Raw genomic sequence first — 12,749 nt, forward strand, 5'->3', positions numbered from 1 at the left:
CTGAATGGCTCCATTGAGCTAGTATATATATTCATCGGGATATATTCTGTACTTTTCGCGGCTTGTCTGAGTTTCAGCACCGAGGACCGCGCAAGCCAAAAGTGTGGCTTAGGTCATCTGGTTGGTTCGAGTAGCTGTCGGCCTAAACCGAGGTGCGCAACCGTGCTTGAGGACATCATCAAAGAGATCAACACTAAGGGTGCATCTGTAACCTTCCTCTCTGAGAACCTCACATTCTCTGGCTCTGATGATGCTATGTCTACGTTGATGCTCCAGATGATGGGGTCGTTTGCTCAGTTCGAGAGGTCGATGATCCTCAAGAGACAGGCAGAGGGTATTGCAGCAGCTAAAGCAGGACCTGATGCCAAAGAGAAGTATGCTGGCCGTAAGGCTTCTATCGACCGTGATGTCATCAGCAAAATGATCAAGGCAGGATCATCTCTTACATCAATAGCCAAGTCTCTGGGCATCTCTCGGCAAAGTGTCCACCGCATCAAAGCAGAGCTGGGGTTGTGATCTAGGCGTAGGGTCCCCCCAGATTATCACCAAAGATTTTGGCCGGATCGGGTTTCCCCCTCGCAATCCAAGACAAAGATTTAGCTCTGAAGTCTCAATGTGATCCAACGCCAAAGTAACGCCGTACTTCATACGATGTTTTTTAATTCCCTGTTGGACATCTAAACTTTGTGGCTGGGCCTTCGGGTCTGGCCTTTTTCTTTTGGACGTGTCCGCAAATCGTGTTGGTCGGACGATGAACACACAGCAGCCATCCGCGTGTTGGCCACCTCATTCGTGATTTTCACGCCATCATCTCACGCATTGTTTCCCCAATGAAAACAGTGACCTGCAAGACAACAGTTTAGGAAGCGTAACAGGCCCAAATACATCCAATTGGATACTTAACCTATGCGTAGGTGTCGTGGCTTAGAGTTGTTGCGCCACTTACCCTGAGGCTGGCACCTGCCAATAATCTCCTCAAGGAGCGAACCATGCCAGTGTACGAAGTTGTCACGTTTCTTGCCCCAAAGAGTGGCTCATTCACGTTTGACGCCGGTAGCATTGAGGTTCTCCGAGTAGAAGATCCAGATGCGACTTTTGGAGACAATAGTCCCGCCCCACCTGAAGGTTACAGCAACCAAATAGGCCAAAATGACGTTCTGGGGTTTCCATCAGCAGGGAGTTTGATGACTGGTGCCCTGTATTCTTTTACCAACACGGCAACAGGGGAAGTGCACAACTTACCTTACGTCTACAATCCAGGCGAATTTTTATGGTCAAGCGGTTTTAGTTCCTCATTATTGTGGGCGATGACCAATCCTCCGCTGGTCGACGGTGCGACATACACGATCAGTTCAGTCAGCAGCGACGGAACAACAGCTTGGACAGACTTTGCTCCTGTCTGCTTCACCTCTGGCACTCGGATCGCAACGGTAAGCGGGGACCGCCGCATCGAAGACCTTGTTGCCGGTGACTTGGTTCTCACGATGGACCGTGGCTATCAGCCGATCCGATGGATTGGGTCATCAAAAGTGCCCGCAACTGGAGATTTCGCCCCCATTCTGATCCGCAAGGGTGCCCTCGGGAATGACCGTGACCTACGCGTCAGCCCACAGCACCGTATGCTCCTGCAAGGCTGGCAGGCAGAGATGCTCTTTGGTGAACTTGAAGTGCTGGCCACAGCCAAGTCTCTGCTGAATGACCAGACCATCCTGCGTGACGAAGGGGGTGAGGTAGAGTATTTCCACATGCTGTTTGATAGCCACGAGATTATTTGGGCCGAGGGCGCGCGTTCTGAGAGCTTCCACCCGGGCCAACAGGGCTGGACAGCCTTGGATCAAGCCACACGGGATGAGATCCTCACACTCTTCCCACAGCTTGCTGACGGCACCCTCAACGACTACGGCCCCGCCGCCCGCATGAGCCTCAAACATAAAGAGGGCAAGCTGCTTGGGTCCTATATGGCTGGGAGCTGTTAGCCTGAAATTGATGAGACGTCTCAGGTCATCTGGTTGGTTCTAATAGCTGTTGGCCGAGACAGAGACGACCCACCCTGCTGACCAAGTGCTTCTCGCAGTCATAATCTTGGCCTTACTTGCGAAGGTCTACGTCATTCTGACGTCTTATGCGCACCCCATGAACACAAAGCTATCTGCGCCTACGGCTTTCACGAGAGGATTCGATAAGATGTGGTTGGTGGTTACGATGCCATTACGGGAAGATGTTTTTGCAGCTGGCGTGGGTGGTAAACGTGGGTGGTGAGGGCGTCGCGCGAGCCCTCGCCAGAGGGAAAATGTCTTACATAATAAGGCCCACCAGAGCGTATCTGACGGGCCTAATTATTCTTGGTTTTTGTGAAGCTTAGAACAACCCGTAATCAGCGAGCCCGGCAGTCAGAGCAAAGTTTGAGCCAAGACCATCAAAGATGTCAGACCGTGCAGCACTTGCACGCCGTGTGATCAATGTACGATCACCCATTTCAAATTTGAGCATCACGCCGATGCCGTCAAACGTAACGTCGTCATCCAAGCTGAAGTCATCCAAGCTGAACGTTTGATAGCTTGCGTCAAGCCAAGTGTTTTCGGCAACCTGATAGCCTGCGCCAATCCGCAATGCCGTTGCATCTAAACCGTCACCATTCGCGAACGACAGGCCACCCAAGGCGCGAAAGTTTCCGCCAAATTCATACGTCACGTCCGCGTTCAAAGCCGTAAGCGCAGAGCCAACCCCGCTGTCCAAGCTTCCCAAAGCGACGCCAACATCCAACGCACCGGCGCTATAGTCTGCAAACAAAGCTGCGGTTTGCGTATTCGCTTCATCGTTTCTCAAGACGCTAAGACCAACCGAGGTGCTGGCATTAATACCGTATGTCCCGACCAGTTCGAAAGCGCTCAATTCCTCTCCTTCAATGCCCGGCGTGCGATAGGCTAGCGCTAATGCGTAAGCACCTGCATCGTATTGTGCACCAACTTCTGCGGGATTAAATGTTGTATCAAAAAATTCAAACTGACCGAAATTCGCCCAAACCAATGCGCCTGGTGCGACTTCGTAGCCAACACCCAAGTGAATTTCGTTAAACGTTGCATCTGTGCCATCATCAAGACCAAGGCGGTTCAAATCCGCATCGGCCATAAACATGAACTGGTTCAGGCGGTATTCGATTTCGCCGACGATATTGGTGTCGTTCAAAACTCCGAAATCTTCGTCTGAATACGACGTGTAGCTGAGGCCGTATGAGAGATAAGTGACGTCTTGCGCATTTACTGCCCCTGCAGCGAGGATCAGGGCCAGGGCGGTTGTGGTATATTTCATAGAAACTATCCAATAAAATTGATTAGAGATCGTTCTGTTACGCTGAGGCATGGTTGCAGCCATCGACCGATGAGAAGCTATATCCACTAGTATAGTTAATCAATACTTTAGTATATATTTTTGCAAGATCACTTTTCATGATTTGAATTTTGGCCTGAAGACGCCTTAATCTACGAGAATTGAAGTCATGTGGTTGGTTCTAATAGCTGTTGGCCGAGACAGAGACGACCCACCCTGCTGACCAAGTGCTTCTCGCAGTCATAATCTTGGCCTTACTTGCGAAGGTCTACGTCATTCTGACGTCTTATGCGCACCCCATGAACACAAAGCTATCTGCGCCTACGGCTTTCATGAGAGGATTCGATGAGCGGTGGCTGGTGGTTACGATGTCACTACGGGAAGATGTTTTTGCAACTGGCGTGGGTGGTAAACGTGGGTGGTTGTCAATTTTAAGGTCGCCACAAGCCTCTGAATTAAAACGATAAAATCAAAGGCAGAGTAAGTGGCGGAGACGAAGGGATACTCTGACATTCGGCCTGTTATAACTTATATCCATGTAAATATGGCTATAATCCCCAAAACGTGTGGGTTAAACGTGTGGGTAAACCCACAGGGAACCCAATATGCCAAGACACTTAGAAAAACGGCGCAGACAGTGGTACGCTCATCTGAACATCCCAAAAGATTTACGTTCAACTATCGGCAGACGCAGGTTTCTGAAATCACTCGGGACGGAGTCCTTGAGTGTCGCTGAAGTCAAAGTCCTTCCCCTAATCATCGAATGGAAAAAACAGATAGCTATAGCAAGGGGTACAGACGTCGGGACCGATGATGAACTCCTAGCTACCATTACCAAAGTCAGACAAGACGCCCAACGGCTTAAGGGGCAAGGCACCTCTGATGAGGTCATTCAGATGATCCATGAAGACATAGCCTACACTCGGAGTTGGGATGAAGACCGTGGTGAGTTCGTAACCAACGATGGAGCACTAGCTGATGCGGTCAGTATTGTTCACGGATCAAGCCTACTATTGCGAGAACACATCGAAGAATACCTAGCCAGCAGAGACGTCGCACCTAAGACCACAGACATGCAGCGCAGAGACATCAAGCTGTTCTCGGAGAGGTTCAAGTATGCACATGATGCGACGAACCACAAAGTCAGAGACTGGATGAACGTTACTTTAGGGGGCGAACAGAAGCTATCTGCTGGCACCAGAAGGCGTATGCTTTCAGCCGCGAGGGGGTACTGGGACTACCTAGAACAGCATAAGGGCCTCAGATTAGAGCCTCCCTTCTACAAGGTCCTGCCACCAAAGCCGAAGAAGAAGACCAAGGCTATGATTGATGCGCAGCGTAAGGCTTTCAGGGCAGCGGACTTCCACAAACTGTTATCTGGTTGTCATGACGAGAGCCTCAAGGATTTAATGTCATTAGCTGCTTATACTGGCTGTCGCATTGAAGAACTGTGCAGCCTTAAGCTCGAAAACGTATCAGACGATAGATTTGAGATTGTTGACGCTAAATCAGAAGCTGGCTGGCGTACTATCCCAATCCACCACCAAGTCAGTCAAACCGTCGCTAGATTGGTTGCTACAAGTACAGATGGCTACCTCATATCTGGCCTTACGTTTAACAAATACGGCAACAGATCAAATGCCATTGGTAAAAGGTTTGGCAGGCTGAAAGCAGAGCTTGGGTATGGCGACGAATATGTATTTCACTCATTCCGTAGGGGCTTTGCCACGCAGCTAGAGAACGCAAACCTATCAAAAACCATAAGCGCAAGACTTATGGGCCATGAGGTGGAAGGACAGACGTTTGGGAACTACTCAGAGGGCCTTGCGCTAAAAGGGCTACGCGAAGCAATCAACCATGTCGACTGGTCATTACGTTAGCGATAGCCCCGATACTCACACAGAGGTCCGTACAGGCTCATCTAAGTTATGACATAAGTGGTTACTACCCCTAGCGCCACAACCCCTGCATACGGCCCTCTGGCGTACCTCATGGGTGGTTGTGTCGTCACTAGCTGCTAGGATTAAGGCAGCAATTTTGTAGCTGAACTGGACCTGTCGCGGTCTGGCACCGCTCCTTTAATAGCATACCATAGTTTTTCAGATTGCTTTTAAAGTATCATTATGATACTCATAAAACTATAAACATATTGACCAATATCTTTAAGGAATTTGGATGCTGAACAACGTTGGAGTGCCGGGCTTAATCGCATTGTCTTATTTATTGTTGGTTGCAGTAATAGGCGTCTATTCGTTGGTTAAGATACCAAATAGCGATGAGAAATACAATTATGCTGGTTTCTTGCGTCGACTTTTGGCTGCTACTGTGGATGGGGTTATTTTAGCTCTTGTTTCTGGTGTTATGGCGTTTTTCGTATCAGATTATGTTGGGGTGTTCTTGAGCATTTTGATTGGTTGGCTCTACTTTGCTGGAATGGAGAGCGAGAGTAATCAGGCAACGCTGGGAAAGAGGTTATTCGGCTTGCGGGTAGTCGGCATGGATGGAGGCCCAATTAGCTTGTGGAGGGCGACTGGACGCCACTTTGGAAAGCTTATTTCATTTATTCTGTTTTTTGGTTATTTTATGGCTGGGTGGACGAAACAGAAGCAGGGGCTGCATGATAAAGTCGCTGGGTGTTTAGTTGTGCGTGGTGCAGGGCCAAGCGAACAAAGCTGAGTTGATAACCTCACAAGCCTAAGTCAGGCATAAACGAACCTAGGTAGCCGGAAGCTCTTAGCCATCAGTGAGCCTCTCAGAGACCCTTAGCATCACCCTTACACAACCTGATACGTGTTATCCACTCTCACACCACACCCCTTGCATACGGTCCTCTGACGTATCTCATGGGTGGTGTCAGGGCGTAGCCCGTCGAGCTTCGCTCTCTGTGTCGTCACTTGTCGCGAGAACTAAATCATCAACGTTGTAACTGAACTTATGGCCACAGGCACTGCAGGTGAGGTCCATTCATTTGCCAGATACCGCAGATAGCTTTGTGTTCATGGGGTGCGCCTAAGACGTCAGGATAACGTAAGTCTTCGCAAGTAAGGCAAAGGCTATGACTGCTATCAGGACCTTGTTGGCTGTCATGGTGTTCTCAGGAACATCTTATTCGAACCTTGAGGCGTTCATTGGTTACATCGTTCAAGCTCACCAATCCAAGATTTACGCACTTGAAACATGCGGGTTCGATCCGATGTCTGTTTTATGAACATAACGCGATTTGTTATTGTTTCGCCGATTTCCAACCAGCTTGCGTTACAGACTTCATCATAAAGGGTCGCCTCCATGTCTCGGACTGCAACTGGGTTAGTCAGTGTGCATGTCTCTTCACATGTTTCGTAAGTGCCTGAACCGATCGGTACTTGTCTGCCCATACATGCGTCTGCGGGAAAGCACCAACCCCTAAGGTCTTGGGCGTTTGCAGACCCCGAAAGTGAAACAAAACCAAAAAACACTGCGACCGCTGCTTTGTGCATCTTCATCTCCTACTAAACCAAAGGTCACTAGAGCGAAATCTGACCAAGCTGACAAGTCTTTGGCTGTGACTGCGAGAAACACTTGGTTGGCACGGTTGTTTGTCTCGGTCTTGGCCAACAGCTACTCGAGCCAACCAGATGACCTAAGCCACACTCTTGGCTTACGCAGTCCTCGGGCCAAAAGGCTGACAAGCCGTGACCTGACTTAGATCAAGCGCTAAACGCTCCCAGCCATATAGGACCCAAGGAGCTTGCCCTCTTTATGCTTGAGGCTCATGCGGGCAGAGGGGCCGTAGTCGTTGAGGGTGCCTTCAGCAAGCTGTGGGAAGAGCGTGAGGATTTCATCCCGAGTGGCTTGATCCAAGGCTTTCCAGCCCTGTTGGCCCGGGTGGAAGCTCTCAGAAGGGCAGCCTTCAGCGTAGATAATCTCGTGGGTGTCAAACAGCATGTGGAAATACTCCACATCCCCCCCTTCGTCACGCAGGATGGTCTGGTCATTCAGCAGGGACTTGGCTGTTGCTAGCACTTCAACTTCGCCAAAGAGCAGTTCTGCCTGCCAGCCTTGCAGGAGCATACGGTGCTGTGGGCTGACGCGTAGGTCACGGTCATTTCCGAGAGCACCCTTGCGGATCAGGATGGGGGCAAGATCGCCTGTTGCTGCTCGTTTGGACGACCCGATCCAGCGTATCGGCTGATACCCGTGGTCCATCGTCAGCACCATGTCGCCAGCAGCAAGCTCTTCAATCGGGCGCTCGCCTTGATCGGTCTTGATCAGGGTGCCACGCGTGAAGCAGACTGGTGCGACAGGAGTTGCCGTATCATCTATAAGTACTTGGCCCAAAGCTAAATCTGTACCGGCAATATCTTGAAATCCAACAGAAGTTACTGGGATATTGAATGTAATCGTTGCAGCGTCAAAGTCCGATCCAGTTTCACCAGGCCCCTCTACATTCCCTGCCCCGTTCACGGCATTTCCATTTGGCGTGAAAGTCACATCTCCGTTTGCGATCAATGTGTTCAGGTCCACATCAACGCCGTCTATGGAGACTGTTATGACGTTGCCCTGGTAACTCAAGCCGCTAAGCTTCAAGACAACCCCATTGACTTGCTGATCAAACGTCACAACCACTTGATCTTTGTCAGGTCCATAACTGTCACCATGACTAAAACCGGCAAACCACGAACCACCTAGCTGTGCGACATAATTTTGAAAAGTCCAGGTGCCATTGCCTTCCGTTACAGTCCACGAAGCGCTTTGCCCACCTGCGGTTCCAAACGACCCAGTTGATCCCTGGGTATAGTCATTAATAATATCAATAAGTGCCATTTTTTATCTCACCGTTTTTTGCTCTTGGCTGGAAAGCAAGCCTGCCCTCTGAAAAGGAGCAAATATCCCCCAAACGGATAAACAGAAGCCCAGCGTTAACCCACGACTCTTTCGAGCGAGTTAAGTATCCAAAAGTATATAATTGGGCCTGTTACGCTTCCTAAACTGTTGTCTTGCAGGTCACTGTTTTCATTGGGGAAACAATGCGTGAGATGACGGCGTGGAAATCACTAATGAGGTGACCAACACGCGAATGGTTGCTTTGTGTTCATCGTCCAGCCAACACGACTTGCGGATACGTCCAAAAGAAAAAGGCCAGACCCGAAGGCCCAGCCACAAAGTTTAGATGTCCAACAGGGAATTCAAAAACATCATATGGAGTACGGTGTTACTTTGCCCTTGGATCAAATTGAGGTTTCAGAGCTAAATCTTTGTCTTGGATTGCGAGGTAGAAACCCGATCCGGCCAAAATCTTTGGTGATAATCTGGGGGGGACCCTAATCGCCTAGATCACAACCCTAGCTCTGCTTTGATGCGGTGGACACTTTGCCGAGAGATGCCCAGCGACTTGGCGATTGATGTAAGAGATGATCCAGCCTTGATCATGTTGCATGCTATGGTTGGCACGGTTGTTCACCTCGGTGTTGGCCAAAAGCTATTCACTTCTAGCCAGTACGTTCTTCACGGTCGTAGGATGCCATTTACCGCCTCGTGCCGTTTTGACCCCTGACTTGTTCAGAGTGTCTGCGATCTGCTGGAGGGTGCGACCAGCTTCTTTCAGGGGGAGCACCGTGTCCATGACCTTGGCAGCATGGCTATCAGCTAATGCTCTCGCTGCTTCATTAGCTCTGTCAATGTTCCCACGATTACCACCTAGCTTACCTGTACCTTTCAATGGTGCGAGAGCTTGCTTAGTTCGCAAGGAGATAAACTCACGTTCTTGCTCTGCTAAGGCCGCATAGATGTGCAACTGGAACTTATCTGCGTTGGGCATAGTAGCGATAGTAAGATTGAGCTTCTTACGCTCCATGATGGCTGAGATGAAGGAAACACGTCTGCTAATCCTGTCGAGCTTAGCAATAAGAATAGTGGCCCCTGTTTCCTCAGCTAAAGCCATAGCTTTCAGTAGTTCAGGTCTGTTGTCGTCTTTACCAGACTGTACGTCTGTGAACTCTGCAAGCACCTCCCAAGGTGTCTCAGCGTATGTGGATAGATACAGATCAATATCTCGCTGTTGTGCTGATAGCCCCAAGCCACTGTCAGCCTGTGACCGGGTGGATACACGATAATATTTTATGAACTGCTTCACGACGTTTCCTCCGTTGGAACCAATATACAGCAGAATTATAAATATTCAACGTTGGACTCGAATTATAATTGCAGTGATTGCAGACCACCTGTGAAGGTCATCGAGCTAGCTATCTGGCTTTCACACGACATCATGCCAATTGGGGTAACAGGGGAATATGAGGTTAGCCTACGACCAAGGGAATATGCCCTTACGACGGAATTGGCCCTTCAAATATCCGAAGGTATAGCGACAAACCAGCCGCTGTGACCTACTGGCAGCAAAATGAAACGGCCAACTCCGATCATTAGGTGCAAAGAGTAGCTTAAATTACGCCAGAACCTGTCCAATAAATGGGGAGTAGCTCAGGATGTTTAGTTGGAACAAGAGAGGGCGACCCCTATCAAACTACCCTTGCTGCTACAGATGCCAGCATAGGAATTTCAGCCTAGAGAGCTATCACTGAATGGTTATCAACCTATTGGCCCTAATCCTGAATAGACAGATCAGAGGATAGCCAGAGATACCTTTAGTATCCTTATGTAAGATAGATATTAGGTAATATTACTATGAGGGATTACTACCTGAGGAGACCTAGAGAGTGTAGCAAGCCTTTTCTCATAAGGGTCTGTAATCATGATGGAAACTCACCTTCATAAGGGTCTTCTACCGCTGTATTTTCCGTAAGATACTCAATGGTGAACGCTGGCTTGATTGGTGTCCAACCGTTCTCCTGACAATAGCTGGTAAAGGTGTTCTGTAGCACCAGCCCAACATCCTTAGCTGTATCCCTCTGACAGATCAGACAGTCGTGCAGAATAAAGATTGGCTGCTGTAGCGTCTCGACCACCCGCATCATGATCTCTACCTCATGCCACGCCAAATGCTCACTGTAGAACTCGTCCTTGCTATCCTTCTTTCTTAGGGCCTCCAGACACTTGTAAGCAGGGATTATAATCTTGCGAATATCAGCTAGTCGTTCTTTGCCGATCCCTTCTGCCCTAGTCAGTCTTGTTTGCTGGGTTTGAACTGGCTTACCCGCCCCGATGGCTGAGTTGATAACAGCCTTGATCTCACCCCTGTCGATGCCATCCAGACTTGGTATTTGATACGGATCAGTAAACTCACCTTGGAAGGGTGCTTTGCCTGAGATGGACATAAGAAGTGTTGGGTGACTAGCTGTTATATCCACCTCAGCAACTTGCCTGTCATCGATGGTGCATTGAAGGCGCTGGGCCTTTGGCATGGTTGTCCATGGGCCATAAAACCGACCACCCTTTTTGAGGGCTTTATCACCAAAGGTTCGTGTCGCGACTGACATCTTTTGGTCGCCATAAGTCAGTGGTGATCTACCCCAGATGTCCCACAACGCCTCTGTTCTCTTGTCGATGGCCTTGTCGACCTTAGTGTTTACGGCCTTTCCCTTGTGTTTGATCTTGGTCGCATAGATGAGATCGCGATTAGATTGGAATTGCAGCCCAGAACCTTTGCTGATGACATCATCACTGATCAGGTAGCCGTGGCAGTTGCCATCGTCGCGCATTAGGTCTCTCTCGGCCTTAACAGCGTGAACCATCCACCCGTGTTCTACTAATGCCTCTCTGAGCTTCTTAGCCACCTTGTAGCCAACCTGAGAGCGTATCCGCCAATAGGATTCATCGTGTGGCCAGCCTATCAGTAAGCTACCACCCTTACGGTCTATGCGGTCCTGTAGGCGCTGTGCCTGTAGCAGGAAGCTAGACAGCAACACTCGCAATTTAGCATTAGATGAGGGCCGATCACTTAGACATCCCAGACCATCTAACAGCTGATCAATCTTGGCTTCAGTGGCATCTGTTGCTGGCTCAAACCAAGGCGCGATGGTTTCTTTGAACTCGGCTACAAAGTGTCCAGCGTGAAGGTCTTTGCCACTAGTTAATTTGACGTGGTGCGGTTTCATCTGAGTAGTTTGCTTCAAAGGCATTTGGGTCTCTGATCTTCCAATAGCGCCACAACTCTAGCCCGGTCTTCCCTAGCATCTTGCATGGCCTGATCTCTCTCAGCCTTCATCTCATCCAGACGCGTCTTCAGGTCCTCTACAGTGGCCTCTAGGTGGCTATTACGCTGTGCTGCTACCAACCCCGATAATGAATGTCTGTTCTATTTTTGTTGGTTAGCTAACAGTCGTGCGATTTCTGAAAGAACCCCCAGAATAGTAAAGCAGAAGACACCAGAGCCTAGAAATGCAAAAGCAACGACTTCAAAACCGCGCTGGCCTACGTTGCTCAAAAAACCAATGATACCGAAGCCTAAAATTACCCATGCGAGGATTAGGGCCACCGTGGCATATGGTGTTTTATTTTTGACTGCCGATGGGCCTGCGATGCCAAGTTTTTGCGCTGGTGTTCTCTCAAACATATTTCGTTCATCCTTTTCCTACTAGGTTAGTGTCTTGGGTGAATTAACGGCCAAACTTAAGCGGTCTCATTTTTACGCCAGCACCTAATAGGTAACACAGGCTGGCGTCAGGCTATCACTTGCTAGTACCGTGCGTCATTCAGCGCCCAATAAGCATCTGTACCTGCTAGTGCTTCATTTGCTTTAGCTAGCTCGTAGGGGGTTTTACCGTCTTCATTTACAGCGGTTCCGTCAGCACCGGCATCTAGCAATGCGGTAACCAAAGCTGGATTATCGCTACCCTCAGCAGCGGTGTGTAGAGGCGTCCATCCATCTTCATTTCTAGCATTTATGTCTGCACCAGCATCTAGCAACATGCTCAAAGCTGAAATGTTATCGAAAAAATACGGTCCCATGCTGTTAAATGGCTTTCCATGTAGCGGTGTATATCCCTGTCGGTTCCTTGCATTCACGTTTGCACCAGCATTTAATAGAACTTCGACGACTTCGGGGGAAGTGTTGATAGAAATGGCAACAAAAAGGGGGGTCATTCCACCTTCAATTCTAGCATTTACGTCAGCACCAGCTGCTAGCAGTACAGTAAGGACTTCTGGGTTTTTGTTAGAACTAGCCCAATGAAGCGGTGTGCGTCCATATTCAGTAATAGCATTCACATCAGCACCAGCGTCTAGCAGTAAAGTCAGCACTTCTGGGTTTGGATTAAACGTAGCAGCGTAGTGAAGCGGTGTGCGTCCATATTCAGTCCTAGCATTCACACTTGAACCAGAATTCAGGCAGTCAGCGGTGGTTTCAGAAGTTGCCACCTCCCAGAACACGGTTCTTACTTCCCCATCTGTCGATACCCAGCCATCACAGTTGGCTTCCTGTGCTTGTACGGCTGATGAAGCTAGCGACAGTGTGAGTGCTAGTGTGGCTATGGTGTGTTTAATCATTC

Annotated in this window: 12 protein-coding genes; 5 read left to right on the forward strand and 7 right to left on the reverse strand. The window is 49.3% G+C overall.

Annotated features, from left to right (window positions below):
* The first annotated feature begins 162 nt into the window (after positions 1 to 162).
* Complete coding sequence (locus TR2A62_RS19060; RefSeq protein ID WP_009157796.1) at positions 163 to 516, forward strand: recombinase family protein; 354 nt, start codon at positions 163 to 165, stop codon at positions 514 to 516.
* A gap of 473 nt (positions 517 to 989) precedes the next feature.
* Complete coding sequence (locus TR2A62_RS19505; protein ID WP_009160024.1) at positions 990 to 1,976, forward strand: Hint domain-containing protein; 987 nt, start codon at positions 990 to 992, stop codon at positions 1,974 to 1,976.
* Between the two features lie 382 nt (positions 1,977 to 2,358).
* Here the strand turns inward: TR2A62_RS19505 and TR2A62_RS07345 are convergent, their stop codons facing one another.
* Positions 2,359 to 3,309 carry a hypothetical protein gene (locus tag TR2A62_RS07345; RefSeq protein WP_009158442.1) on the reverse strand — a complete coding sequence of 317 codons (951 nt, stop codon included), beginning with the start codon at positions 3,307 to 3,309 and terminating at the stop codon, positions 2,359 to 2,361.
* A gap of 623 nt (positions 3,310 to 3,932) precedes the next feature.
* Here TR2A62_RS07345 and TR2A62_RS07355 point away from each other — a divergent pair.
* From TR2A62_RS07355 to TR2A62_RS18745, 3 genes are all read left to right on the forward strand, one after another.
* Positions 3,933 to 5,207, forward strand: a complete 1,275-nt coding sequence (locus TR2A62_RS07355) for a tyrosine-type recombinase/integrase (protein ID WP_009158169.1) — start codon at positions 3,933 to 3,935, stop codon at positions 5,205 to 5,207.
* A gap of 295 nt (positions 5,208 to 5,502) precedes the next feature.
* A complete protein-coding gene (locus TR2A62_RS07360) occupies positions 5,503 to 6,003 on the forward strand; it encodes an RDD family protein (protein WP_009160905.1) in 501 nt (166 codons plus the stop codon).
* Between the two features lie 379 nt (positions 6,004 to 6,382).
* Positions 6,383 to 6,535, forward strand: a complete 153-nt coding sequence (locus tag TR2A62_RS18745; RefSeq protein WP_190275697.1) for a hypothetical protein — start codon at positions 6,383 to 6,385, stop codon at positions 6,533 to 6,535.
* 485 nt (positions 6,536 to 7,020) lie between these two features.
* On the opposite strand, the gene TR2A62_RS19065 is transcribed toward TR2A62_RS18745, so the two are convergent.
* The 6 genes from TR2A62_RS19065 to TR2A62_RS07385 form a co-directional block, all read right to left on the reverse strand.
* On the reverse strand, positions 7,021 to 8,130 hold the full coding sequence (locus tag TR2A62_RS19065; protein ID WP_009159568.1) for a Hint domain-containing protein: 1,110 nt from the start codon (positions 8,128 to 8,130) through the stop codon (positions 7,021 to 7,023).
* A gap of 510 nt (positions 8,131 to 8,640) precedes the next feature.
* Positions 8,641 to 8,736: a helix-turn-helix domain-containing protein gene (locus TR2A62_RS18050; RefSeq protein WP_150103577.1), complete on the reverse strand. Its 96-nt coding sequence runs from the start codon at positions 8,734 to 8,736 to the stop codon at positions 8,641 to 8,643.
* Between the two features lie 49 nt (positions 8,737 to 8,785).
* Positions 8,786 to 9,439, reverse strand: a complete 654-nt coding sequence (locus TR2A62_RS07370) for a recombinase family protein (RefSeq protein ID WP_040820393.1) — start codon at positions 9,437 to 9,439, stop codon at positions 8,786 to 8,788.
* A 613-nt stretch (positions 9,440 to 10,052) separates the two neighbouring features.
* Positions 10,053 to 11,357, reverse strand: coding sequence for a hypothetical protein (locus tag TR2A62_RS07375; RefSeq protein ID WP_009158758.1), 1,305 nt, complete (start codon positions 11,355 to 11,357; stop codon positions 10,053 to 10,055).
* 200 nt (positions 11,358 to 11,557) lie between these two features.
* Positions 11,558 to 11,815: a hypothetical protein gene (locus TR2A62_RS07380; RefSeq protein ID WP_009157771.1), complete on the reverse strand. Its 258-nt coding sequence runs from the start codon at positions 11,813 to 11,815 to the stop codon at positions 11,558 to 11,560.
* A gap of 122 nt (positions 11,816 to 11,937) precedes the next feature.
* On the reverse strand, positions 11,938 to 12,747 hold the full coding sequence (locus tag TR2A62_RS07385; protein WP_040820399.1) for an ankyrin repeat domain-containing protein: 810 nt from the start codon (positions 12,745 to 12,747) through the stop codon (positions 11,938 to 11,940).
* Positions 12,748 to 12,749 lie beyond the last annotated feature (2 nt).

Origin of the sequence: Thalassobium sp. R2A62 (genome assembly GCF_000161835.1) — a bacterium.
In the GTDB taxonomy this organism is placed as follows: domain Bacteria; phylum Pseudomonadota; class Alphaproteobacteria; order Rhodobacterales; family Rhodobacteraceae; genus Thalassobium.